The following is a 22,850-nucleotide window of genomic DNA, read 5'->3' on the forward strand; positions in this document are numbered from 1 at the left end:
ACGCCCGGCGAGCCGGGCGCAGGCAACGCGCGCCGACGGTTCGATGCGCAGCGCGCCGCCTCCTGTCTGATCCGACCACAGCCGGGCGCGAACGATCCCGTAGCGCTGCACTCCACCACCCGCACCGCCAGGAGCGACGAATCACTCCAGATCGCGCAGGCGCGAAACGGCGTCCTCGACGCGTACGACGGCAATCGTTTCCATCCCCTCGATCGGCTGCTTTGGCGCGTTCGCCGCCGGAATCAGCGCGCGCGTGAAACCGAGCTTGGCCGCTTCGCGCAGGCGCTCCTGGCCGCGCGGCGCCGGGCGGATCTCGCCGGTCAGGCCGATTTCGCCGAAGACGACGAGCTTGTCCGGTAGCGGCCGGTTGGCGAGCGAGGAGACGATCGCCAGCGTCACCGCGAGGTCCGCCGCCGGTTCAATGATGCGCACGCCACCAACGGCGTTGACGAAAACGTCCTGGTCGAAGCAGACGACACCGGCGTGGCGGTGCAGCACGGCGAGCAGCATCGCCAGACGCTGCGCGTCGAGACCGACGGTCAGGCGGCGTGGATTGCCGTGCGCCGGATCGACTAGCGCCTGGATTTCGACGAGCAAGGGCCGTGTTCCCTCCTGCGCGACGAGCACCGCCGCGCCGGGCGCTGCCTGCGAGCGCGAGGGCAAAAACAGCGCCGACGGGTTGGAAACGCCCTTCAGCCCGCGCTCAGTCATGGCGAAGACGCCGATCTCGTTGACCGCGCCGAAGCGGTTCTTCACCGCGCGAATGAGGCGGAAGGCCGAGTGCGTGTCGCCCTCGAAGTAGAGCACGGTGTCGACGATGTGCTCGAGCACGCGCGGGCCGGCCAGCGCGCCTTCCTTGGTGACGTGGCCGACGAGCAGGATGCTGATGCCGGTCTGCTTGGCCAGCCGGGTGAGCTGCGCCGCACACTCGCGCACCTGCGCCACCGATCCCGGCGCCGAGGCGAGCGCGTCGCTCCACAGGGTCTGGATCGAGTCGATCACCGCCACGTCGGGACGCTCGCGCGCCAGCACGGCGAGGATCTGTTCAAGGTTGATCTCGGCAAACAGCGGCAGTGCGCGCGTTTCCAGCGCCAGCCGGCGCGCGCGCATCGCCACCTGCTCGCCCGACTCCTCGCCCGAAACATAGAGCACGCGCCGCGTCGCCGAGAGGCCGGCGAGCGCCTGCAGCAGCAGCGTGCTCTTGCCGATGCCGGGGTCGCCACCGATCAGCGTAACGCCACCGGCGACCAGACCGCCGCCGAGCGCGCGGTCGAACTCGCCGACACCGGTCGGCACGCGATCAGCCTCGCGCGCCTCGATGTCAGCGAGCACGCGCGGCGCCGACGTTGGCGCCAGACCGGCAAAGCGTGGCGACGAAGCGTTCTGCGCTGCCGGCGAGAGGGCGGCGAGCCGCGTTTCCGACAAGGTATTCCAGGCACCGCAGGCAGGGCATTGCCCCTGCCATTTCGGCGTTGTCGCGCCGCATTCGCCACAGCTGTAGACGCTCTTGTCGCGCGCCACGCTCAGGCTCCGCCAGCGGCAGGCACGGCGCCGGCGATCTCGGCGGCCAGCGCCTCAAGCCCGCATTCGCTGACTGGCACGCGGCGCGCCAGCGAGCAAAAGAGTTCATAGCTGATGGTGCCGGCGGCAGCGGCGACTTCGTCGGCCGGCAAGCCCTCGCCCCACAGCGTCACCTCGCTGCCGATGCCCGCGTCGGGAATGGCGCTCAGGTCGCAGGCCATCATGTCCATCGACACGCGGCCGACGGTCACGGTGCGCTGGCCGTTAACGAGGATGGGCGAGCCCCCGGGCACATGGCGCGGATAGCCGTCGGCGTAGCCGCAGGCCACGACGCCGATGCGCGTCGCCTGCGTGGCCTCGAACAGCCCGCCGTAACCGACGCGGTCGCCGGGCAACACTTCCTGAACGCCGATGAGGCGGCTTTGCAGGGTCATCACCGGCCGCAGACCGAAGCTTGCGGCGCGCTCCCCGGCAAACGGGCTGCCGCCGTAGAGGACGATCCCCGGCCGCACCCAGTCACAGCGCACCTGCGTGTGACGCAGGATGGCCGCCGAATTGGCCAGCGACACTTCCCCCGGATAGTCGGCGAGGAGCGCGGCCATGCGCTGATACTGCCAATCGACGCCGCGCGGGTCGTCGGCGTTGGCGAAGTGGCTCATCAACATCACCGCCGCAACACCCGGCAAGGCCTGCAACTCAGCCAGCGCACGCGGCACCTGATCGGGCGTGAAACCCAGGCGGTTCATACCGCTATTGATCTTGAGACCGACCGACAGACGCGCGCCCGCCGGCATCGAACGCAGCATGGCGATCTGATCGAAACAGTGGATCGCCGGCCGCAAATCGTAGTCGACGCACACCGCGACATCGCTCGCCGCAAACAGCCCTTCGAGCAGGACGATCGGCTGGCGGATGCCGGCATCGCGCAGCGCCACGCCCTCGGCGAGGTCGAGCAGGGCAAAGCCGTCGGCAACGTCGCCCAAGGCGCGTGCAGCACGCAGCAGGCCGTGCCCGTAGGCATCGGCCTTGACCACGGCGAAAGCGCGCGTGCCACTCGCGCGGCGGCGCGCCTGAAGATAGTTATGGCGCAGAGCCGACAGATCGATGCGCGCGTGGATGGGGCGCGATACGAGCGGGTGGGCGATATAGGGATTGAGGTGGGGATACTGCGCGCTGGCAGGAAAGGCGGGAGCAGACAATTCACGCAACGCACGCGAAGAATTCTCCTCACGCGGGCTGGCGATAGCAGACGTAGACATCGGAAAACGGACTCCGGGAATTGGGCGCCGGATGACACTGGGCGGAAGAGCGTGCCGCGAACGGCACACGACAGGGAAGGCGAAAGGCCCGAAAAAAACAGGGGTCGCCACGCCTTGGCAGGGGAGTATTCAAGCACAAAACGCCCGGCGCCGACAGTTGCCCCCTACCTTGACTGGCTCTGGGCAGGCGGACCGGCGGCGCCATTTCATCGCTCGCCGACACTTGCCACGATATCGCCCAAAAGGCCGGCGATGTGCGCCAGCGCACCGACGCCTCTTCCGACCGCGCTCCACACTGCCTCGGCGTAAGGGGTGATCGCACGGCGCGCGTCGACGCCGCTCGCCCGCCGAGGCTGGCGAGCGCGACCGGTATCGCCGGCAGCGCGGCTAAGGCCCCCCCGCCGAACGCAACATCCCGCCCTTCCCTCATCACCACAAAGGAAATCAGCGATGAACTCAAGGCTCAGCACGTCTGCGTCACGGCGCAGGTTCACGGCGATTCATGGCGGCACACACGTCTGGCTGGCCATCGGCACCACGCTGCTTCTGGCGGCCTGCGCCAGCACGCCACCGCCCACAGAGCAATTGGCCGTATCGACGGCCGCGCTGGAGAGTGCCACCAAGGCGGGCGCCGGCGAGGCCGCGCCGTCCGACTTGCTGCTCGCGCGCGAAAAGCTCGACCGCGCCCGCGCCGCCTTTGCCGATGGCCGCAACGACGACGCCCTGAAGCTCGCGCAGCAGGCCGAGCTCGACGCCCATCTGGCCGAAGTCAGGGCGCGCTCGAGCAAGGCGCGCGCAGCGGCGGCCGAGCTACGCGAGGGCGTGCGCGTCCTGCGCGAAGAGATGTACCGCCGTCCCCGCTAAGCCCATCCCACAAAGGAAACGATCATGCACAAGACTGCCGTTTTTGCCCTGAGCCTCCTGAGCATTGCCGTGCTTGGCGCCTGCAGCAGCACGCCGCCAAACAACGCGCGGCTCGACGAAGCCCGCAGCACCTACCGCGCGGCGCAAGACCAGCCGCAAACCCGAGAGCTTGCCGGCGGCGAACTGCGCCTCGCGGGCGACTATCTCAATCGTGCCAACGAGGCGGCGATTCGCGGCGACAAGACCGCCGACATCGAGCATCTGGCCTATCTCGCCCGGCAGCAGGTCGCCATCGCCGAAGAAACGGGCCGGGAAAAAGCCGCCGAACAGCGCATCAGCCACGCCGACGGCGCCCGCGACAAGGAAAGACTCGCGGCGCGCACGCAGGAAGCCGACGCCTCGCACCGGCAGAACCTGCAACTCGAAGCGCAACTCTCCGAACTGAAGGCGACCAAGACCGCACGCGGTCTGGTCGTCACCATCGGCGACCTGCTGTTCGATACCGACAAGGCGCAGCTGAAGAGCGGCGGACTGCGCAGCGTGCGCACGCTCGCCAACATCCTCAAGGACGCGCCGCAGCGCAAGGTGCAGATCGAGGGATTCACCGACAGCACCGGCAGCGAGAGCCACAATCAGGAGCTCTCAAGCCGGCGCGCCGAAGCTGTGCGCGACGCGCTGGTCGACGCCGGTGTCGCCAGCGAACGCATCGGCACGCACGGCTACGGCGAAGCTTATCCGGTGGCGGGCAACGACAGCGCCGGCAGCCGGCAGTTGAACCGTCGCGTCGAAGTGATTCTCTCCGACGACAACGGCGTCATCCCATCGCGTTGATCCGGCGCATTTCGCAATTCTCTTAAGCCAGCGCGCCGCGCCCTCGCCCGATAGCGGCGAGCGCGGCGCAGAGAACTCGCGGCGCCGCTCAGAACTCGGCGTGGAAGCGCAGGGCGGTGAAGTTGGCCGGGCCGCGGTCTGCGTTATAGCCGGGATTGCGGATGTGCTGCACATCCGCCGTCAGATAAACGCCGCGCATGATGTTCACGCTGTAGTACGCCTCGACCACCTGTTCGGGGCGGTAGTTGAGTGCGCCATCGCCGAGGAAGAAGGAAATACCGCCCGCCGCCAGGTAGCGCTGCCGCTCGGCCGACAAGGCATTGCGCAGATAGCCGAGACCCACGGTGTCGTCGGCGCGTCCCCAGCGCGCGCCCTTCAGCGAGAAGCCGGTACCCAGCGAGGCGTCGGTTTCGGTGAAGGCGAGCGTTTCCGTCCGGCCATCAGCCTTCATGGCGCGCAGGAAAAAGCCCAGATCGTCGGCCAGCGCCTGCTCGATGTTGATGCCCAAGCCGGATTTCGTCTTGTCACTGTTACGCACGGCCGCGATGGCTTGCGGATCGGCGCTGGGATTGGCACGCAGATACGCCAGCGCGTCGTCGAAGCTCGCCATGCGCGCGTGATCGCGCCAGGCGAGCAGGCGTACCTTGCCGGGCAGGCCCGCGAGCGTGTGCCCCCGCTCGATTTCGATCTGGTCGCCGTAATGGCGACCGATGCGATAGTCGGTCGGCAACATGTTCGGCTCGCGCGGCCCGGTCATGCGGCCGAAGCGGAAGACCCAATTTTCCTGATACCACTCACCCGCGAAGCCCCAGCCGAAGCCGCGTGCATCGGCGGCGTAGTCGTAGGCGAGCGGCGCCATGAAACCGGCGTTCATGAAGTGGACGCGCGGGTCCTTGGCGTAGGCGTTGTCGTCAAAAACGTCGAGCGTCGAAAAATTGCCGAGCGTCAGCACAAAACGGTTGGTATCGACGTGCCCGGCCATCTGGTTGGCATCGGCCTCGACCACCTCCTCGCCACCGCCGCGATTCCAGGTCTGGCGCAGGAAGAGACGCTGCCGGTAGAGCGTCGGCGTGGTGCCGGCGGTACGCGTCAGTTCACCGTTGGTAAAACCGCCGGTGCCGTTCAGATCGGAAAACGGCACGCCTTGCGTCACTTCCGGGTTGAGATACAACTCGCCGCCTTGCCAGGGACGAAACCCGAGATAAGCGGTCGCCGTCGCCGTATAGCTCTTTTCGGCCTCAGCCGCGAGACTCTGGCTGCCGCTGTAAGCCGCCCTGAACGAAGACTTCTTCTGCCAGACATAGGTCGTCTGAAAGCGCGCTGTCCATTCCTCGTACTCGTCGCCCTCAGCCAGGGCAACGGCCGGCGCCAGGGAGGCCATCAGCAAGACGCCGGCGGAGATGCCCGAAAACTTGGAAATTCGAGCAAAAAAAAGCAAAAACATAAAAAACCCTTGAAAAATAACCCTCGGCCGCTGTGGGCGAGCGCGTCGGCTCGTCTCGGCGAAAGCAGAAATATAAAAGCACGCCTCTCGCAAGCCCCCGGCGCTCTGAGGATATGAAACTAAAGTGACAGCCCGGTGACAATTCGCCTCGCCATGTAGCCGTTTCGGTCTACTAATCGCAGGCGAGTGCCCCCGTGACGTCCTGCCCGCGATGGCAGGCGGTATCAGGGAAAGCGGCGTATTGGCCGGATTTGCGCGCCATCGAGATAAACCGTTCCCTCCTGAATAGTCCAGGCAAGCTTCATCGAGCGCGTAGCCAGGCGCGCAAGACTGTCGCTATCGGCCGCCGACAGTACGAAAACCTCAAGATTGCGGTAGCGCTGCAAGGCCTCGGCATTCTGCTTCCACCAGCTCTCGGCGCGACTGCCATAGGCGATCACTACCACCTGTTCGGCGCGACCGCAGGCTTTGCGCAGGCGCCCCTCCTCCGGCAATCCCACTTCGATCCAGCGGCGAATGAGGCCGGTGGGATCGACTTCCCACAGCGCCGCCTCGTCGTCCGCCGACAGACCCTTGCCGAAACGCAGGTCTTCATGGGCATAGAGCGCGAAGGCGAGCAGGCGTACCATTAGCCGTTCCTCGGTTTCCGAGGGATGCTGCGCCAGCGTCAGCGCGTAGTCGGCGAAATGATTGCGGTCGAGGTCGGCGAGCTGGAGTTCGGCCTTGAAAACGGTTGATTTGAGCGCCACGTCGCCCCCCGCGAAAAGGCGCGATTATGCCACCGACAGCCGCGCATTCCGCCCGTTCTTCCCGCCGACGCGGCAAAACAAGCGACAAACCCAGCGCAAAGCGCCTGCCAACTCCACGGAAAGCCGCACTGGGCGGGCATTGGCGCAGGCCGCCCCGGCGCCGCCCCTCGCTAACAAGTTAAAAGCATTCATGGTATAAACCCGCGACACCTCTCGGGACATTTGCTCCGGATGCCTCTCGGCTTCTACATCATCATGGCCGCGCAGTTTTTTTCCGCGCTGGCCGACAACGCGCTGCTCATCGTCGCCATTTCCGCTCTGCGTGATATGCAGGCGCCGAGCGCCTACGAGCCGTTGCTGAAGACCTTCTTCACGGTTTCCTACGTCGTTCTCGCCGCTTTTGTCGGCGCCTTCGCCGACTCCATGCCGAAGTGGCGCGTCATGTTCATCAGCAATTCGATCAAGGTGGTCGGTTGCGCGATGATGTTCTTCAGCGTTCACCCCCTCATCGCCTATGCCGTCGTCGGTCTTGGCGCGGCAGCGTATTCGCCTGCCAAATACGGCATCCTCACCGAACTGCTGCCACACCGCCTCTTGGTCGTTGCCAACGGCTGGATCGAGGGATTGACGGTCGGGGCGATCATCGTCGGCGTCGTCATCGGCGGCACGCTGATCAAGCCCGACATCGCGCAGGCGCTGCTCGCCTTCGACTTCCCGCTGATCACCACCGGCGTCAACACGGTGGGCGAGATGGCGATCTGTTTCGTCGCGGTGTTCTACCTGCTGGCGGCGATCTTCAATCTCTACATTCCCGACACCGGCGTCGACCACAAGCCCTTCAAACGCAACCCGCTGTCGCTGATCCATGAGTTCAACCACTGTCTGGCGCTGCTCTGGCGCGACAAGCTGGGGCAGGTATCGCTGGCGGTGACGACGCTCTTCTGGGGCGCGGCGGCCACGCTGCAATTCATCGTCATGAAGTGGGCAGAAGCCGCCCTGTCGCTCGATCTATCCAAATCGAGCATGTTGCAGGGCGTTGTCGCCGTCGGCGTCGCGCTCGGCGCCATGCTGGCAGCGAAGATGATCACGCTGCGCAAATCGGTGCGGGTGATCCCGCTCGGCATTGCCATGGGCTTCATCGTTCTGGTGATGAATTTCGTGCATGAAATCTGGGTCGCCGTGCCGCTCTTGATCCTCATCGGCGGACTCTCCGGATTCTTCGTCGTCCCGATGAATGCACTGCTCCAGCACCGTGGGCACATTCTCATGGGAGCCGGGCACTCGATCGCCGTGCAGAACTTCAACGAGAATGTCTCGATTCTCGTCATGACCGGCGCCTACTACGCGATGATCCGCGCGGATCTGTCGATCTACTGGGTGCTGACGCTATTCGGCATTTTCGTCAGCGCCATCATGTTCCTCGTCAAACGCCTGCACGAAGCCAATCAGCGCGCCCACGACGACGTCATCCATCTCGACGACGGCTGTCTGCACTGAGTGCAGCGCGGCGCTGCCTGTGCGGCCGCCCCCCCCGGCTTGCGGCCGCACTCTGGCGCACCGTCGCCTCGCGCGGCACACCAGCGATAAGGTGTAGGGTGTATGCGTTATTGCGCGGCCGCCTTCGCCTCGCCCATCAGGGCGCGGGCGCGACAGAGGTCTTCCCAGGCTCGTGCCTTGTCGAGCGGACTGCGCAGCAGGTAAGCGGGGTGATACGTCACCACCAGCGGAATACGCTGTCCGGCGATCTCCCACACCTGCGGCTTGCCACGCAGGCTGGCCAGCGACACATCGAGCCCCAGAGTCGCCTGTACGGCCGCGCGCCCGAGCAGCACGACAAGACGCGGCTGCAACAGGGCGACCTGCCGTTCAAGGTAAGGACGACACGCGGCGATCTCGCCCGCCTCCGGGGTGCGGTTGCCCGGCGGCCGGCATTTGACGGCATTGGCGATATAAACGTCATCGCCACGCCGCAGGGAAATCGCCGCCAGCATGGCGTCGAGCAACTTGCCCGCCGCGCCGACGAAAGGCTCGCCGCAGGCATCCTCGTCGGCGCCCGGCCCTTCGCCGATGAAAAGCCAGTCAGCGGCAGGATCACCAACGCCCAGCACCGCCTGATTCCGCTTTTCGCACAGCGCGCAAGCGCGGCACTCGACCACCTCACGACGCAGGGTCTGCCAGGGAGCGTCATCCGCGCCATCGGTAGCCGACGGCGACGCCACGGATATTTCGCCGGTAGTGAGAGAGGCTGAAGGAGGAGCACTCGTTTGCACCAGGGCCGACACCTCGCTGGCGCAATCCGCCTCGCCCGACGAGCGACTCTCGGGCGCGTCAACGGAAACCTCAGGACTCGCCTCCGCGGCAGGAACCGCGCGCAACTTCCACAGCGGCCCCAAGCCCATTTCGATCAGCATGGCCTCGCGCGACAGACTCACGCGGACACCTCGGTCAGGGTACGCGTCAGCACCAGCGCGTCTTCCCGGCCGTTCTCGGTCGGGTAGTAGCCGCGCCGCACGCCGATCTGGCGAAAGCCGAACGAGCGGTAAAGCGCAATCGCCCGGGCATTCGACGGTCGCACCTCCAACAGCAGGATGCGCGCGTGCGCGCGACGCGCGACGGTGATCGCCTGTGCCAGCAAGCGCGCACCGTAACCCTTGCCGTGCCGCGCGCGCGCCACCGTAATGTTGAGCAGGTGCGCGTCGTCCACGGCGAACATGATCACCGCGTACCCCACCAGTTCGCCAGCGACGCGACATACCCAGCAGCTATAGCCCGTCCGCAGCGAGTCGGCAAAGTTGCCGCGCGTCCACGGAAAGGGATAAACGTCGGTCTCGATCTGCATCAACGCATCGAGATCGTGCTCGTTCATCGGCAGGATCTCGATCTGCGGCTCAAGGCGGGCACTCATGCCGTCACTCCCGGCAGCTCCCGAATGCAGGCAACACCAGCGCCCCTAACGCGCGCGCTCATGCGCGACCGCCCTGCGCCAGACGCTCGGCGACCGTCAGCGCCACCTTGTCGCGCACATAGACGGGCACCGCATCGGCCGCAGCCACGCGCTCGCCACGCGCCAGACGGGGAGCCGCCAATCGCGCCACGGCGGAAGCCGCCGGCATCAGTTGCGGCTGGAATGCCGTGGCTTTCGCCTGCAAACGTTCGGCGAGCAGGGGATAAGCCGCCAGACCATTGCCACAGGCGAGCCAGCCCGCCCCTTCGGGGAGCGGCACATCCTGCGGCGCCGCCACAATAAGCGGTGCCTGCGCCACGCCGGCGCAATAGACGCCCCAATACACCTCGCCCATACGGGCATCGAGCGCGACCAGCACGCGCTCGCCGCCACTGGACAAAGCCATGGCCTCGAGCGTTGAAACGGGAATAAGTGGCAAATCGTGCGCCGCCGCCAGCCCCTGCGCCACGGCGCAGGCAACACGCAGGCCGGTGAAAGCGCCCGGCCCATTGCCAAAGGCAATGCCGTCGAGGTCGGCAAAGCGCAGCGATGCCGCGTCGAGCAGCGCCCGCACGGCGGGCAGCAAGGTGTGCGAATGTGTCGAGCCGGCAGGCTCACCGGTGACGAAGACGCGCTCGCTGAGCGCACCGTCCAACCACAAAGCCACCGAGCCGGTATCAGTCGAAGTTTCCAGGGCAAGAAGGTTCATGCGCCGATTCCACCCGGAGAGAATCACTGCGAAGGCCCCTGCCGGAGCCTCCCTGAGATTGTAAAACAAGGCAAGGCCGCGACGCCCAAGGGCGTCGCCCACCTTACGCGAACGGATGCCGACGCAGAATCGTCTCGTCGCGCTCAGGACCGGTGGAAATGATATCGATCGGCGTTTCGACGATCTCTTCGATGCGGGCCAGATAGGCTCGCGCGGCCGCCGGCAACTGGTCGAGGCTGCGTACGCCGTAGGTGCTTTCACTCCAGCCCGGCATCGTTTCGAGAATCGGCTCGCAACCGGCGACATCGTCGGCCCCCAGCGGCAGCAGATCGACACTGCCGCCGGCCAGACGATAGCCGGTGCAGATGTTGAGTTCCGGCAGGCCGTCGAGCACGTCGAGCTTGGTAATGCACAGACCGGTGACGCCGTTGATCTGGATCGAACGCTTGAGCGCCGCGGCGTCGAACCAGCCGCAGCGACGCTTGCGCCCGGTGACGGTGCCGAATTCGCGTCCCTTCTGCGACATTTGCGTCCCCGGCAAACCGCTGCCGTCGATGTCGAGTTCGCTCGGGAACGGGCCGCCACCGACGCGCGTGCAATATGCCTTGGTGATGCCGAGTACGTAATGGAGCATGCCCGGACCAACCCCGGAGCCCGCCGCTGCCTGACCGGCGACACAATTGGACGAGGTGACGAACGGGTAGGTGCCGTGATCGACATCGAGCAGCGTGCCTTGCGCGCCCTCGAACAGCAGGTTGCCACCGGCGCGATTGACGGCGTGCAGCGCCGCCGAGACGTCGATGACGAGCGGACGGATTTCGTCGGCATCGGCCAGCGCCTGCGCCAGCGTCGCTTCGTAATCGACGGCTTCGGCTCCCAGGAACTTCGTCAGGACGAAGTTGTGGTAGTCGAGGTTCTCGCGCAAGCGGTCAGCGAAACGGTGCGGGTGAAAGAGGTCGTAGACGCGCAGTGCCCGGCGCGCGACTTTGTCTTCGTAGCTCGGGCCGATGCCCTTGCCCGTCGTGCCGATACGCGAATCAGGACAGCGCGCCGCTTCGCGCGCACGATCCACCGCCGAGTGATAGGGCAGGATCAGCGGGCAGCCGGGGCTGACCTTGAGGCGCGAACGAACCTCGATGCCGCCGGCTTCCAGGCCGCGGATTTCCGACAGCAGGTGGTGCGTGTCGAGAACGACGCCATTGCCGATATAGCAATTGACGCCCTTGCGCACGATTCCCGAGGGAACGAGGTTGAGCTTGTACTCGGTCTCGCCGATGACCAGCGTGTGTCCCGCGTTATGACCGCCCTGAAAGCGGACGACGCCTTGCGCGTGATCGGTCAGCCAGTCGACGATCTTGCCCTTACCTTCGTCGCCCCACTGGGTGCCGACGACGACTACGTTCTTCGCCATGTGTTGATCAACCCCTGTTGATTACTTCGATAATCCATTGAGCGTCAGTCTCGCCCGAAGCTCCCGCAACGGCGTTCCTGACCAGACGTCGGTCGCAGCGGCTGTCTTCCGCGGCGCCCGGCAAGTGTTCCACGACAATTTCCCCTGCCGCGCGCAACTTGGCAATAGTGCCCGCCAGCGGGCTTCCCGCCTGCTCGGCGAAGGGCGCCGCAATCGCCGCGCGCGGCGCCAGTTGCGGCGCCAGACGGGCAAGTTCGCGCAAATCGAGCGAGAAGCCGGTCGCTGGACGATCACGCCCGAAGGCCGTGCCACCGCCATCGTAGCGCCCACCGCGCGCCACCGCTCCCGCGAAACCGTGGCGAAAGGCCGCAAAGACGACCCCCGTGTGGTAGTGGTAGCCCCGCAGATCGGCCAGGTCGAAGGACAAGGGCAGTTCCGGCATGGCGTCGGCGAGGCGTTGCAGCGATTCGAGCGCTGCGGCGAGGGCGGGCAGCGCCGGCAACTCACGTCGCGCGCGCGCCAGCGTCGTCGCGTCGCCGTAAAGCCCGGGCAGACGCAGGAAGGCCGAACGCCAGGGTTCGGCGATGTCGGCGCAGGCGGCAGCGAGATTGGTCGCGTCTTTTTGTTGCAGCAGCTTGAATAGCCGCGCTTCGCTCTCAGGCGTGAGGCCAGCAGCCTGCGTCAGCGCACGGAAGACACCAACATGGCTGAGGTCGATGCGATCCGCCGGCGCGCCGACGGTCGACAAGGTAGCCGCCATCAGCCGGATGACCTCGATATCGGCCTCGACGCCGCGATGACCGTAGATTTCGGCACCGAGTTGAATCGGCTCGCGACTCGCCGCCTGATCGGCCGGCAGTGCGTGCAGGATGCTGTCGCAATAGCACAGCCGGACAACGCCCTCACGATTGAGCAGATGCGCATCGATCCGCGCGACCTGCGGCGTCATGTCGGCGCGCACGCCGAGCGTGCGCCCGGAGAGCTGGTCGACGAGCTTGCAGGTACTCAGCATCAGGTCCTGGCCCGAGCCGGTGAGCAGGGAGTCGAGATATTCGACGAGCGGCGGCATCACCAGTTCGAAACCGTGCCGCGCATAGAGGTCAAGCGTCAGACGCCGTAGCCGCTCGATCTGTGCCGCTTCAAGCGGCAGCGCGTCGGCCAGGTAGTCGGGAAGCAGCCAGTTCAATTGAGTACCATCAGAAAAATGAGACCGACGAGCATGGTCGACAGACCGATGAAACGGATCTGCCCGTCAGAAAGTTGGATCAGCCGGCGAAAAGCCTCACGCCAGGCCGTCGGCGCGACGAAGGGAACGACGCCTTCGAGCACCAGCATGAGCGCGAAGGCGGTGAGCAGCGTTTCGCTCATTTCCCGGCTTTGGCGCCGCCCTTGCCGATCCTCTTCATGTACTTGAAGAATTCCGAATTCGGCTCGACGACCATGACATCGCTCTTGTTACGGAAGGCGCCGGAGTAAGCCTCCAGACTGCGATAAAACGCGTAGAACTCCGGGTTGGCCGAGAACGCCTGCGCGTAGATGGCCGACGCCTTGGCGTCGCCTTCGCCCTTCACCTTCTGCGCGTCGCGATAGGCTTCGGCGATGATCACCTCGCGCTGACGATCGGCATCGGCGCGAATCTTCTCGCTCTCGGCGGCGCCTTGCGAACGCAGTTCGTTGGCCACGCGCTTGCGCTCGGCTTCCATGCGGCGATAGACCGATTCGCTGACTTCGAGCGGCAGATCGACACGCTTGACGCGCACGTCGACGATCTGCACACCGATCTTGCGTGCGTCGAGATCCGCCTTCTGGCGCATCTGCTCCATGATCTGATCGCGCTCGCCGGAGACGACGTCATGGACGGTGCGCTTGCCGAACTCTTCGCGCAGGCCGGCGTTGACGGTCTGCGACAGACGCGTGCGCGCACGCGCTTCGTCACCGGAGACCGAGACGTAGTAGAGCTTCGGATCAATGATCCGCCACTTGACGTAGGAGTCGACGAGGACGTTCTTCTTTTCCGAGGTGATGAAACGCTCGGGTTCGGCGCTGTCGAGCGTCAGGATGCGCTTATCAAAGTAGCGGACGTTCTGGATCATCGGCCACTTGAGGTACAAGCCCGGCTCGGCGATGACATCGCGCACTTCGCCCAACTGGAAGACGATGGCGTACTGGCGCTGATCCACCGTGAAAATCGACGCGCTGAGAACGCCCAGAATGGCGACCAGAGCGGCGGCAAAGACGTTGAGGCCGGTTCTCATCAGCGGACCTCCCTGTCACGCGAGCGGAGCGAATCGCGCGAACGCGTCTCGCGATCAAGCTGAGCCGGTGCCGGCTCGGATACCGCCGGCGCTGCCGTGGCTGGGCGTGCCGCTGCTGCCGGGGTGTCCGGCGCTGCAGCGGGCGTGCCCGTACCGCTGACTTGCATCAGCTTGTCCAGCGGCAGATAGAGCAGGTTGCCCTGCCCCTTGGCGTCGATGACGACCTTGCTGGTGTTGGAGTAGATCTGCTGCATCGTTTCCAGATACATACGCGTGCGGGTGACTTCCGGCGCCTTCGCGTATTCGGTGTTGATCTGCTTGAAGCGGCTGGCATCGCCCTCGGCGGTGGCGACGATGCGCTGCCGATAGCCATCGGCCTCCTGCATGAGACGCGACGCTGTGCCCTGTGCCTTGGGAATGACATCGTTGGCGTAAGCCTGGCCTTCGTTCTTCTGCCGTTCGCGGTCCTGACCGGCCTTCACGGCGTCGTCGAACGCAGCCTGCACCTGCTCCGGCGGCTGCGCGTTCTGCATCGTCACCTTGGAGATGAGGATGCCGGTCTGGTAGCGGTCGAGCACTTCCTGCATCAGCTTGGCGGCGTCGACGGCGATCTGCTCGCGCCCCTCGTAGAGCACGAAATCCATGCGGTTTTTGCCAACGATCTGGCGAATCGCCGTTTCGGCGACCTGCATCACGGATTCGTCGGGGTGGCGATTATTGAAAACGTAATCGACCGGGTCTTTCAGAATGTACTGGACGGCAAACTGGATGTTGATGATGTTTTCGTCGTCCGTCAGCATCAGGGCTTCTTTCAGCACCTTGTTGCGTTCGGTGCCCCGATAGCCGACCTCGATGGTGCGTACGCCCGAGACGTTCACGAGCTCGTGCGACTCGATGGGGTACGGCAAACGCCAGCGCAGCCCCGACTCCGTCGTTTCCTTGAATTTGCCAAAGCGCAGGACGACGCCGCGTTGCGACGCGTCGACGATGTAAAAGCCGCTACCCAGCCAGACCAGCAAGCCGAGTACGAGCAGCACACCGACACCGCCGCCGAGAAAGCGACGGCTGAAATCGACGGGCGGACGTCCACCACCGCCGCCACCGCTCTTGCCACCGATCAGGCCTTGCAAACGGCGGTTGAAGTCACGCCAAAGGTCGTCGAGGTCGGGCGGCCCCTGGTTAGGGCGCTTGCCATCGCCGTTACCACGCCCCCCCCACTGCGGGTCGTTAAGCGACATGAGAACTCCGATACTTGCGATCATAGGGAAGAGACTGGGTTCTGAACCGGTTCGGCGGATGGACCGGCCGGGGAAGCCATCGACGCCAAAGGCTCGGACAGCGACGTTGATAAAGCCGGAGCATCCGGCACGGCAGACTTCGAACGCACATCGCGCCGCTTCGCCAGCGCCACTTCGGCGAGCGCCTGACGCAGCAGCGGCAAGCCTTCGCCGCTTCGCGCACTCACTCGAACGCGGCAAATTCTACCATACTCATCTCGCTCGACCGCCGCCGGCAGCCCGGTCAGGTCGGCCTTGTTCATGACGATGATCTGCGGCACATCGGCGCCACCGATGGTCGACAGTGTCTTTTCCACCTCGGCGATCTGCGTCGCCCGGTCGGGACTGGCGGCATCGACGACGTGCAACAACAGGTCAGCCTGCACCGTCGCCTCCAGCGTCGCATGAAACGCGGCGATCAGCGTGTGCGGCAGGTCACGTATGAAGCCGACCGTGTCGGAGACAACGATATGGCCGACTTCAGGCAACCACAGACGGCGGGAGGCGGTATCGAGCGTCGCGAACAGTTGGTCGGCGGCGAACGCGCCAGCATGCGTCAGCGCATTAAAAAGCGTCGATTTGCCGGCATTGGTGTAGCCGACCAGCGAGACGTTGAGCATTTCGCCCCGTTGCCGCGCCTTGCGCTGAACGCCGCGCTGCCGTTCCAGACGAGCCAGACGCTGCCGCAGCATTTTGACGCGCGCGCCCAAAAGCCGGCGGTCGGTTTCCAGCTGGGTTTCGCCAGGGCCGCGCAGACCGATGCCGCCTTTTTGTCGCTCAAGGTGGGTCCAGCCGCGCACGAGACGGGTCGCCAGATGGTCGAGTTGCGCCAGTTCGACCTGCAACTTGCCTTCGGCGCTCTGCGCCCGCTGCGCGAAAATATCGAGAATGAGGCGCGTGCGATCGACCACGCGACACGACAGGGCGCGCTCAAGATTGCGCTCCTGCGCTGGCGACAGTTCGTGATTGAAAATCACCAGCGCGGCGTTGGCGGCAGCGGCGACAGCGGCGATTTCGAGGACTTTGCCCTTGCCGGCGAAGGTCGCCGGATCGGGACTTGCGCGCCGTCCGTGCACTTCGGCTGCAATGCTCGCGCCCGCCGAGAGAGCCAGCAGACGGACTTCTTCCAACTGCCCGAGAAAGTCGTCGCTCCCGAAATCGAGCTGAACGATGACCGTCCGTTCGACGGCCCTGGCTTCACGCATGGAGGGGATTCAGCGAGGCAGATACGCGAGGGGAAAAATCAAACCTGGCGACCGCACGAGCCGCCGATCCGGCAGTACCGGACATTTCTGGAGAGCCGGCCAAAGGCCGGGTACAACAGGCGCCCCGCCGCGGGCGGGTGCAAGCACGGACAAGGAGCAGCGGGCGCGATGGCATGCCGTTCAGGCGTCGTCACCCGTATCGACCTGAAGGTTCACCGGACGCGCCGGGACGACGGTCGAAATCGCGTGCTTGTAGACCATCTGCGTCACGGTGTTCTTGAGCAACACGACGTATTGGTCGAAGGACTCGACCTGGCCTTGCAACTTGATCCCATTCACCAGATAGATCGACACGGGCACATGCTCGCGACGCAGGGTGTTGAGGAACGGGTCTTGTAGAAGTTGCCCTTTATTGCTCATGGCTCTTGCTCCATCTTGTGAGTGTGGGTGGATTCGATCGCCGGAGGTCTCTTTCCGGGTGCGGACAGGTTAATTGATTTTCTTTGGCTTCGCTACCGCGGAGCCCCGCTTGGCGGGCTTTTCGCGGCGCAGACGCTCTGGTTTCTTGCGATCGGCATACGGATTGGCCGACACGTTGAACTGGATGCGCAGCGGCGTTCCCTGCAGGCGGAAAGTCTCGCGAAAGACGCCTTCCAGGTAGCGGCGATAGCTCTCCGGCACGTGCTCCAGCGAGTTGCCGTGAATGACGATCAGCGGCGGATTGCGCCCGCCCTGGTGCGCGTAGCGCAGCTTCGGACGCGTCACACCGTGACGCGGCGGCGTCTGCCGGGTCGTCGCGTCGATCAGCGTGCGCGTCAGTTGCGGCGTCGGCAAATTGGCGATGGCGGCCTTGAAGGCGGCGTCCACCGAGCGCATCAGCGCGTCGAGGCCACTGCCGGTCAGCGCCGAGACGTAGTGGAACTTGGCGAAGTCGAGGAATTTCAGCTTGCGCTCGATATCTGCCTTGACGCGTTCGCGCACGTACGGATCGAGGCCATCCCACTTATTGATGGCCACCGTCAGCGCGCGCCCGGACTCGACGATGAAGCCGGCGATATGCGCGTCCTGATCGGAAATCTCCTGCCGCGCATCAAGCACCAGCACCACCGCATTGGCCTCTTCGATGGACTGCAAGGTCTTGATCACCGAGAACTTCTCGATGGTCTCGAAAACCTTGCCGCGCCGCCGCAGGCCGGCGGTGTCGGTGAGACGGTACTGGCGCCCGCCGCGCTCGAAATCGATGTGGATGGCGTCGCGCGTCGTGCCCGGCAAGTCAAAGGCGATGACGCGCTCTTCGCCGACCAGCGCGTTGATCATGGTGCTCTTGCCGACGTTGGGACGCCCGACAATCGCCACCTTGAGCGCACCGCCCGCCGTCGCATCCTCGTCGTCGTCCGGCGCCGGCTCGCCCAGCAGGTCGAGCGCATCTTCGACCAGCGCGCGCACCCCTTCGCCGTGCGTCGCCGAAATCGGGTGCGGCTCACCGAGACCCAATTCGTGGAACTCGGCGGAGACGACAGCGAAGTTGAGCCCCTCAGCCTTATTCAGGGCGAGCAACGTCGGCCGGCCGGAGCGGCGCAGCTTGGCGGAAATTTCTTTGTCCTGCGCGGAGAGTCCGTGCCGCGCATCGACCACGAAAACGACAACATCCGCTTCGGCAATGGCCTGCTCGGTCTGGCGAGCCATTTCGTGCAGGATGCCGTCCTTCGCCTGCGGCTCGAAGCCGCCGGTGTCGACGACGAGGAAAGGACGCTCGCCGACCTTGCCGTGGCCGTAGTGACGGTCACGGGTGAGACCGGGGATATCCGCGACGAGCGCGTCGCGCGTGCGCGTCAGACGATTGAACAGGGTCGATTTGCCGACATTTGGCCGACCGACCAGTACCAAGGTTGGCTTCATTGCGCCTCAATTGCGTAAATGGCGCCGCCCTGCGTCTGAACGACAACGCCTTCGGCGCTCGCCTTCAGGGGAGCGACAACCGGGTTGCCATCAGTAGTCAGACGCGCAGCAAAGGCGCCATCGTCGCGTTTCAGAAAATGTACGACGCCTTGCAGATCAGCCACGGCGACCAGGCCGCGCCGCACGAGCGGCGCCGTCAGGCGGCGCTGGGCCAGCCGATCCTGCTTCCAGATGCTGGCGCCGCTGTTGCGATCCAGTGCGTGCACTGCACCCCTGTCATCGCTGACGTAAACGTAGCGGCTATCGATCGCCAGACCGGCCGAACTCGACATTTCGCGCGCCCAGATCAACGAGCCATTGCCCAGATCGAAGCAGGCAACGCGGCCTTGATAGGCGGCGGCGCAAATCTCCTGACCATCGATGGCCGGCGTGCTGGTGATGTCGGCGACGCGATCGAGTTCAGTGACGCCCTTGGGCACGGCAACGGTACCTTCCCAGACCGGCGCGCCGTTGGCGAGACTGACGGCGACCAGCTTGCCACCGGGGAAACCGGCAAAGACATAGCGATCAGCGATCAGCGGCGCCGCTGCGACACGAATGGCGAGCGCCGGCGACGGGCGCTGGAAGGTCCAGCGGCGTTTGCCGTCGACGAGTTCGAAAGCCGCGAGACGGTTGTCGCCGCTCCGCACGACGACAACGTCGTCGCCGATCACGGGCGGCGCCAGGACTTCGCTCGTCGCCCGCGCCGACCACAGCGGCGAGCCATCGGCTGCCGAAAACGCCAGCACTTCGCCCTTCGGCGTGCCGACGACGACGGTGCGCGAATCGGCCCCGACACCGCCGGAGACGGTCTGCCCGACCTTGACGCGCCAAACCTTGCGACCGCCGTCGAAGCGCGTCAGCACGCCGTCGCGATCGACGACGTACACGCTGTCGTCGACCACGGCAGGCGAGAGCACATAATCGCTGGGTTTGCCGATGCCCTCACGCCACAGCACGCGCGCCTCGGCCGACGCCACGAACGGTTTGAGTTCAGCGACCTTCGGGCCGAGCGGCTTGCTGGCGAAGGGATTGATGGAATCCAGCGTCGAGCAGGCCGCGAGAAAAGGCAGGGCCAGTACGCAAGCGAGACGGACGGAGGAGGCTTTCATCGCGCAGCTTCCTTGGCGGGAGCGGCTGCGACCGGCGCGGGTACTGCCTCGCCGGTCGACTCGAGCTTCAGGCGCAGCAATTCGCGATACGGCGCATTGGCTTCCTGTTCCTGCAAAGTGCTGCGTCCCTTGGCGCCGCTATCGGTCGCATCGAGGGAAGTCAGCGCGCTGCGCCAGGCCGTGGCAGCTTCGGCTTTCTTGCCTTGTGCCATGAGAACGTCGCCACGAACTTCGGCGAAGCGGGTGGCGAAGCCTTCCAGCACCGGGCCATCGAGCGTACGCAGCGCCTCGTCGAACGCCTTTTCGTCAATCAGCAGGGTCGCCAGACGCAGGCGGGCTAGTTCGCGCACTTCGTCGTGGCCGTTCGTGGCTACCCACGCCAGTTGCGCGTGCGCCGTCTTCAGATCGCCGGTGTCGACCGCTGCCTTGGCGGCGATCAGCGCCCCCAGACCGGCGGCCGGCGTGCTGCTGAATTTCTCGGCCAACTCACCCGCCGCGGCCTTGACGCGCTGCGTGTCGCCCGCTTCGACGGCGCGTTGCAGTACCGAGAGAATCGCCGACGCCTGCGCCGACTGATTGCGCTGATACCAGTTCCAGCCCTGCCAACCGGCCACGGCCAGCGACGCCGCGAGAACGACGCCAACTACGGTGTTGCCGTGCTGCTTCCACCAGGTCTTGATTTCGTCGAGCTGTTCCTGCTCTTCAAGGTCGTACGTGGCCATCAGGATTCGTCCTCATCGTCGAGTAAGCATTGGATGATCGCGTCGGCCAGCGCATCCACGCCGACACGTTTCTGTTCACCACCGTCGCGCAACGGTTTCAGGCTGACCTCGCCAGCCGCCGCCTCGTCGTCACCGATGATGACAGCGAAAGCAGCGCCGCTGGCGTCGGCCTTCTTCATTTGCGACTTGAAATTGCCGCTGCCACAGTGCAGCAGCACATCGAGTCCCTGATCGCGCAGGCCTTCGGCAACACGCGGTGCCATGCGCGAAGCGGCCTCGCCCTGATGCACGACGTAGACGTCCACCGAGGTTGGCGCCGGTACGCCGCCAGCGTCGCTGATCAGCGCCAGCAGGCGTTCGACGCCCATGGCGAAACCGCAGGCCGGCGTCGCCTTGCCGCCGAGCTGGCCGACCAGACCGTCGTAACGGCCGCCGGCGCAGACGGTGCCCTGCGCGCCGAGGCGGTCGGTGACCCATTCGAACACGGTCAGGTTGTAGTAGTCGAGGCCGCGCACCAGCCGCGGGTTGATCGTATAGGGAATGCCGACATCGCGCAGGATCTGCTGCACGCCCTCGAAGTGTGCCAACGATTCCGGCCCGAGGTGGTCGATCAGCTTCGGCGCGCCGGCAACGAGTTCCTGCATCGCCGGGTTCTTGGTGTCGAGGATGCGCAGCGGATTGCTGTGCAGGCGGCGCTTGGCGTCCTCATCGAGCAGTTCGGCGTTGGCCTCGAAGTAGGCGATCAGTTCGGCACGGTGACGCGCGCGTTCCTCGGCCTGGCCGAGCGTGTTGATTTCGAGACGGATGCCGTCGAGGCCGAGGTCATCCCACAGGCGCGCGCCCATCAGGATGTGCTCGGCATCGACGTCGGGACCGGCAAAGCCGAAGGCCTCAACGCCGACCTGATGGAACTGGCGATAACGACCCTTCTGCGGCCGTTCGTGGCGGAACATCGGCCCGGTGTAGTAGAGGCGCTGCGGCCGTTCGCCGGCGAGGCTGTGCTGGATGACGGCGCGCACGCAGCCGGCGGTGCCTTCCGGCCGCAGCGTCAGCGGTTCGCCGTTGAGGCTGTCGACGAAGGAGTACATCTCCTTCTCGACGATGTCGGTCACCTCGCCGATGGCGCGCGAAAAGAGCGGCGTCGGCTCGACGATCGGCAGGCGGATCGGCCGGTAGCCGTAGCCTTTCAGCCAGCTGCGGACAATCTCTTCAAAGCGTTCCCAGAGTTCTGCCTCGTCCGGCAGGATGTCGTTCATGCCGCGGACGGACTGGATGTTTCGGCTCATGAGTGAATCGGGCTCTTTCTCGTGTAGGTGCGCGCCACGTAGCGTTCGACGATGGCGGTGAATTCATCGGCGATGTGCTCGCCGCGCAGGGTGACGGTCTTGACGCCGTCCTCGAACACCGGCGCCGCCGGCGCCTCACCGGAACCCGGCAGACTGATGCCGATGTTGGCGTGCTTACTCTCGCCGGGGCCATTGACGACGCAGCCCATCACCGCCAGCGTCATGTTCTCGACGCCGTCATATTCGTTGCGCCAGTCCGGCATGCGACTGCGCACGTGGTTCTGGATGTGCTGCGCCAGTTCCTGGAAGACGGTGCTGGTGGTGCGGCCGCAGCCCGGACAGGCGGTGACCATCGGCGTGAACGCGCGCAGGCCCATCGTCTGCAGGATTTCCTGCGCGACGATCACTTCCTGCGTGCGGCTGCCGCCGGGTTCGGGCGTCAGCGAAACGCGGATGGTGTCGCCGATGCCTTCCTGCAGCAGCACGGAGAGCGCCGCGGTCGAGGCGACGATGCCCTTCGAGCCCATGCCGGCTTCGGTGAGTCCGAGATGCAGCGCGTAATCGGCGCGCGCGGCGAGTTCGCGATACAGCGCGATCAGGTCCTGCACGCCGGAAACCTTGCACGAGAGCACGATGCGTTCGCGCGCGAGGCCCAGTTCCTCGGCTTTCGCCGCCGATTCGAGCGCCGAGCTGATCATCGCCTCGCGCATCACCGCCGCCAGCGGCGCCGGTTCGGCGCGGCGCGAATTCTCGTCGAGCACGCGCGCCAGCAGTTCCTGGTCGAGGCTGCCCCAGTTCACGCCGATGCGCACCGCCTTGTCGTAGCGGCAGGCGAACTCGATCATCTGCGCGAACTGCTCGTCGCGCTTCTTACCGTGACCGACGTTGCCCGGATTGATGCGGTACTTGGCCAGCGTCTGCGCGCACTCGGAATAGTCGGCAAGCAGGCGGTGGCCGTTGTAGTGAAAGTCGCCGATCAGCGGCACTTCGAGATTGAGCTTGGCCAGATGCTCGCGGATGCGCGGCACGGCGGCGGCGGCCTCGGGCGTATTGACGGTGACGCGCACCATCTCCGAACCGGCGCGCGCCAGTTCAGCACACTGAATGGCGGTGCCGAGCCAGTCAGCGGTGTCGGTGTTGGTCATTGACTGCACAACGACCGGCGCACCACCGCCGATACGCGTATCGCCAACGCGAACCTGCCGGGTCGTCCGGCGCCCGAGGCCAGACGGCAATGCAATCGCCGGCGTAGTATCCGACGCGCGAAGCGATTGGCCAGCGGCGTCAGCAGACGCCACGGCAAAAGCGGGAAGCGAACTCATG

22 protein-coding genes are annotated in these 22,850 nt (G+C 65.5%); 3 read left to right on the plus strand and 19 right to left on the minus strand.

The window, feature by feature from the left end; translation table 11 throughout:
• Positions 1 to 141: 141 nt before the first annotated feature.
• Both radA and alr read right to left on the minus strand, forming a co-directional pair.
• Complete coding sequence (gene radA, locus GHK24_RS05520) at positions 142 to 1,521, minus strand: DNA repair protein RadA (RefSeq protein ID WP_340666107.1); 1,380 nt, start codon at positions 1,519 to 1,521, stop codon at positions 142 to 144.
• A gap of 2 nt (positions 1,522 to 1,523) precedes the next feature.
• The gene (gene alr, locus GHK24_RS05525; RefSeq protein ID WP_153470158.1) at positions 1,524 to 2,780 is read right to left on the minus strand and encodes an alanine racemase; all 1,257 of its coding nucleotides are present in this window, start codon (positions 2,778 to 2,780) and stop codon (positions 1,524 to 1,526) included.
• 450 nt (positions 2,781 to 3,230) lie between these two features.
• Here alr and GHK24_RS05530 point away from each other — a divergent pair, with 450 nt between their 5' ends.
• Positions 3,231 to 3,644 (plus strand): DUF4398 domain-containing protein, encoded by a 414-nt coding sequence (locus GHK24_RS05530; RefSeq protein ID WP_153470161.1) that lies wholly within the window; start codon positions 3,231 to 3,233, stop codon positions 3,642 to 3,644.
• Between the two features lie 24 nt (positions 3,645 to 3,668).
• Positions 3,669 to 4,475 carry an OmpA family protein gene (locus GHK24_RS05535; RefSeq protein ID WP_153470164.1) on the plus strand — a complete coding sequence of 269 codons (807 nt, stop codon included), beginning with the start codon at positions 3,669 to 3,671 and terminating at the stop codon, positions 4,473 to 4,475.
• A gap of 88 nt (positions 4,476 to 4,563) precedes the next feature.
• On the opposite strand, the gene GHK24_RS05540 is transcribed toward GHK24_RS05535, so the two are convergent.
• Together GHK24_RS05540 and GHK24_RS05545 are read right to left on the minus strand one after the other, a co-directional pair.
• Positions 4,564 to 5,919, minus strand: a complete 1,356-nt coding sequence (locus tag GHK24_RS05540) for a carbohydrate porin (RefSeq protein ID WP_153470167.1) — start codon at positions 5,917 to 5,919, stop codon at positions 4,564 to 4,566.
• Positions 5,920 to 6,143: 224 nt separating this feature from the next.
• Positions 6,144 to 6,668, minus strand: coding sequence for a YaeQ family protein (locus GHK24_RS05545; protein ID WP_167682462.1), 525 nt, complete (start codon positions 6,666 to 6,668; stop codon positions 6,144 to 6,146).
• Positions 6,669 to 6,899: 231 nt separating this feature from the next.
• On the opposite strand from GHK24_RS05545, the gene lplT reads away from it, so the two are divergent.
• The gene (gene lplT, locus GHK24_RS05550) at positions 6,900 to 8,165 is read left to right on the plus strand and encodes a lysophospholipid transporter LplT (protein ID WP_153470170.1); all 1,266 of its coding nucleotides are present in this window, start codon (positions 6,900 to 6,902) and stop codon (positions 8,163 to 8,165) included.
• Positions 8,166 to 8,272: 107 nt separating this feature from the next.
• Here the strand turns inward: lplT and GHK24_RS05555 are convergent, their stop codons facing one another.
• The 15 genes from GHK24_RS05555 to ispG form a co-directional block, all read right to left on the minus strand.
• Positions 8,273 to 9,100, minus strand: a complete 828-nt coding sequence (locus GHK24_RS05555) for a uracil-DNA glycosylase (protein WP_340666108.1) — start codon at positions 9,098 to 9,100, stop codon at positions 8,273 to 8,275.
• Positions 9,097 to 9,573, minus strand: coding sequence for a ribosomal protein S18-alanine N-acetyltransferase (gene rimI, locus GHK24_RS05560; protein ID WP_153470173.1), 477 nt, complete (start codon positions 9,571 to 9,573; stop codon positions 9,097 to 9,099). The genes GHK24_RS05555 and rimI overlap by 4 nt, the downstream gene beginning before the upstream one ends.
• Positions 9,574 to 9,631: 58 nt before the next feature.
• The gene (gene tsaB / locus GHK24_RS05565; RefSeq protein WP_153470176.1) at positions 9,632 to 10,321 is read right to left on the minus strand and encodes a tRNA (adenosine(37)-N6)-threonylcarbamoyltransferase complex dimerization subunit type 1 TsaB; all 690 of its coding nucleotides are present in this window, start codon (positions 10,319 to 10,321) and stop codon (positions 9,632 to 9,634) included.
• Between the two features lie 103 nt (positions 10,322 to 10,424).
• Complete coding sequence (locus GHK24_RS05570; RefSeq protein WP_153470179.1) at positions 10,425 to 11,732, minus strand: adenylosuccinate synthase; 1,308 nt, start codon at positions 11,730 to 11,732, stop codon at positions 10,425 to 10,427.
• Positions 11,733 to 11,739: 7 nt separating this feature from the next.
• Positions 11,740 to 12,918 (minus strand): ATP phosphoribosyltransferase regulatory subunit, encoded by a 1,179-nt coding sequence (locus GHK24_RS05575; protein ID WP_153470182.1) that lies wholly within the window; start codon positions 12,916 to 12,918, stop codon positions 11,740 to 11,742.
• Entirely contained in the window at positions 12,915 to 13,100 is a 186-nt protein-coding gene (locus GHK24_RS05580) for a DUF2065 domain-containing protein (RefSeq protein ID WP_153470185.1), read from the minus strand. The genes GHK24_RS05575 and GHK24_RS05580 overlap by 4 nt, the downstream gene beginning before the upstream one ends.
• Positions 13,097 to 13,987 (minus strand): protease modulator HflC, encoded by an 891-nt coding sequence (hflC, locus tag GHK24_RS05585; protein ID WP_153470188.1) that lies wholly within the window; start codon positions 13,985 to 13,987, stop codon positions 13,097 to 13,099. The genes GHK24_RS05580 and hflC overlap by 4 nt, the downstream gene beginning before the upstream one ends.
• Positions 13,987 to 15,225 carry an FtsH protease activity modulator HflK gene (gene hflK, locus GHK24_RS05590; protein WP_153470191.1) on the minus strand — a complete coding sequence of 413 codons (1,239 nt, stop codon included), beginning with the start codon at positions 15,223 to 15,225 and terminating at the stop codon, positions 13,987 to 13,989. Before hflK ends, hflC begins: the two co-directional genes overlap by 1 nt.
• 20 nt (positions 15,226 to 15,245) lie before the next feature.
• Entirely contained in the window at positions 15,246 to 16,469 is a 1,224-nt protein-coding gene (gene hflX, locus GHK24_RS05595) for a GTPase HflX (protein ID WP_153470194.1), read from the minus strand.
• A gap of 180 nt (positions 16,470 to 16,649) precedes the next feature.
• Complete coding sequence (gene hfq / locus GHK24_RS05600) at positions 16,650 to 16,889, minus strand: RNA chaperone Hfq (protein ID WP_153470197.1); 240 nt, start codon at positions 16,887 to 16,889, stop codon at positions 16,650 to 16,652.
• A 69-nt stretch (positions 16,890 to 16,958) separates the two neighbouring features.
• Positions 16,959 to 18,368, minus strand: a complete 1,410-nt coding sequence (der, locus tag GHK24_RS05605; RefSeq protein WP_153470200.1) for a ribosome biogenesis GTPase Der — start codon at positions 18,366 to 18,368, stop codon at positions 16,959 to 16,961.
• Positions 18,365 to 19,519 carry an outer membrane protein assembly factor BamB gene (gene bamB / locus GHK24_RS05610; protein WP_153470203.1) on the minus strand — a complete coding sequence of 385 codons (1,155 nt, stop codon included), beginning with the start codon at positions 19,517 to 19,519 and terminating at the stop codon, positions 18,365 to 18,367. The genes der and bamB overlap by 4 nt, the downstream gene beginning before the upstream one ends.
• Positions 19,516 to 20,241, minus strand: coding sequence for a YfgM family protein (locus GHK24_RS05615; RefSeq protein WP_153470206.1), 726 nt, complete (start codon positions 20,239 to 20,241; stop codon positions 19,516 to 19,518). The genes bamB and GHK24_RS05615 overlap by 4 nt, the downstream gene beginning before the upstream one ends.
• Positions 20,241 to 21,527 carry a histidine--tRNA ligase gene (gene hisS / locus GHK24_RS05620; RefSeq protein ID WP_153470209.1) on the minus strand — a complete coding sequence of 429 codons (1,287 nt, stop codon included), beginning with the start codon at positions 21,525 to 21,527 and terminating at the stop codon, positions 20,241 to 20,243. The genes GHK24_RS05615 and hisS overlap by 1 nt, the downstream gene beginning before the upstream one ends.
• Entirely contained in the window at positions 21,524 to 22,849 is a 1,326-nt protein-coding gene (gene ispG, locus GHK24_RS05625) for a flavodoxin-dependent (E)-4-hydroxy-3-methylbut-2-enyl-diphosphate synthase (protein WP_153470212.1), read from the minus strand. Before ispG ends, hisS begins: the two co-directional genes overlap by 4 nt.
• Between the last annotated feature and the right edge of the window lies 1 nt (position 22,850).

This window comes from Rhodocyclus gracilis (assembly GCF_009617575.1).
GTDB classification, from domain to species: domain Bacteria; phylum Pseudomonadota; class Gammaproteobacteria; order Burkholderiales; family Rhodocyclaceae; genus Rhodocyclus; species Rhodocyclus gracilis.

Excerpts from the sequence above, each read along its gene's own strand:
- alr (WP_153470158.1), bottom strand. The coding sequence starts at position 2,780 with ATGTCTACGTCTGCTATCGCCAGCCCGCGTGAGGAGAATTCTTCGCGT.
- GHK24_RS05530 (WP_153470161.1), top strand. The coding sequence starts at position 3,231 with ATGAACTCAAGGCTCAGCACGTCTGCGTCACGGCGCAGGTTCACGGCG.
- GHK24_RS05535 (WP_153470164.1), top strand. The coding sequence starts at position 3,669 with ATGCACAAGACTGCCGTTTTTGCCCTGAGCCTCCTGAGCATTGCCGTG.
- GHK24_RS05540 (WP_153470167.1), bottom strand. The coding sequence starts at position 5,919 with ATGTTTTTGCTTTTTTTTGCTCGAATTTCCAAGTTTTCGGGCATCTCC.
- lplT (WP_153470170.1), top strand. The coding sequence starts at position 6,900 with ATGCCTCTCGGCTTCTACATCATCATGGCCGCGCAGTTTTTTTCCGCG.
- rimI (WP_153470173.1), bottom strand. The coding sequence starts at position 9,573 with ATGAGTGCCCGCCTTGAGCCGCAGATCGAGATCCTGCCGATGAACGAG.
- tsaB (WP_153470176.1), bottom strand. The coding sequence starts at position 10,321 with ATGAACCTTCTTGCCCTGGAAACTTCGACTGATACCGGCTCGGTGGCT.
- GHK24_RS05570 (WP_153470179.1), bottom strand. The coding sequence starts at position 11,732 with ATGGCGAAGAACGTAGTCGTCGTCGGCACCCAGTGGGGCGACGAAGGT.
- GHK24_RS05580 (WP_153470185.1), bottom strand. The coding sequence starts at position 13,100 with ATGAGCGAAACGCTGCTCACCGCCTTCGCGCTCATGCTGGTGCTCGAA.
- hflC (WP_153470188.1), bottom strand. The coding sequence starts at position 13,987 with ATGAGAACCGGCCTCAACGTCTTTGCCGCCGCTCTGGTCGCCATTCTG.
- hflK (WP_153470191.1), bottom strand. The coding sequence starts at position 15,225 with ATGTCGCTTAACGACCCGCAGTGGGGGGGGCGTGGTAACGGCGATGGC.
- hflX (WP_153470194.1), bottom strand. The coding sequence starts at position 16,469 with ATGCGTGAAGCCAGGGCCGTCGAACGGACGGTCATCGTTCAGCTCGAT.
- hfq (WP_153470197.1), bottom strand. The coding sequence starts at position 16,889 with ATGAGCAATAAAGGGCAACTTCTACAAGACCCGTTCCTCAACACCCTG.
- der (WP_153470200.1), bottom strand. The coding sequence starts at position 18,368 with ATGAAGCCAACCTTGGTACTGGTCGGTCGGCCAAATGTCGGCAAATCG.
- bamB (WP_153470203.1), bottom strand. The coding sequence starts at position 19,519 with ATGAAAGCCTCCTCCGTCCGTCTCGCTTGCGTACTGGCCCTGCCTTTT.
- GHK24_RS05615 (WP_153470206.1), bottom strand. The coding sequence starts at position 20,241 with ATGGCCACGTACGACCTTGAAGAGCAGGAACAGCTCGACGAAATCAAG.
- hisS (WP_153470209.1), bottom strand. The coding sequence starts at position 21,527 with ATGAGCCGAAACATCCAGTCCGTCCGCGGCATGAACGACATCCTGCCG.
- ispG (WP_153470212.1), bottom strand. The coding sequence starts at position 22,849 with ATGAGTTCGCTTCCCGCTTTTGCCGTGGCGTCTGCTGACGCCGCTGGC.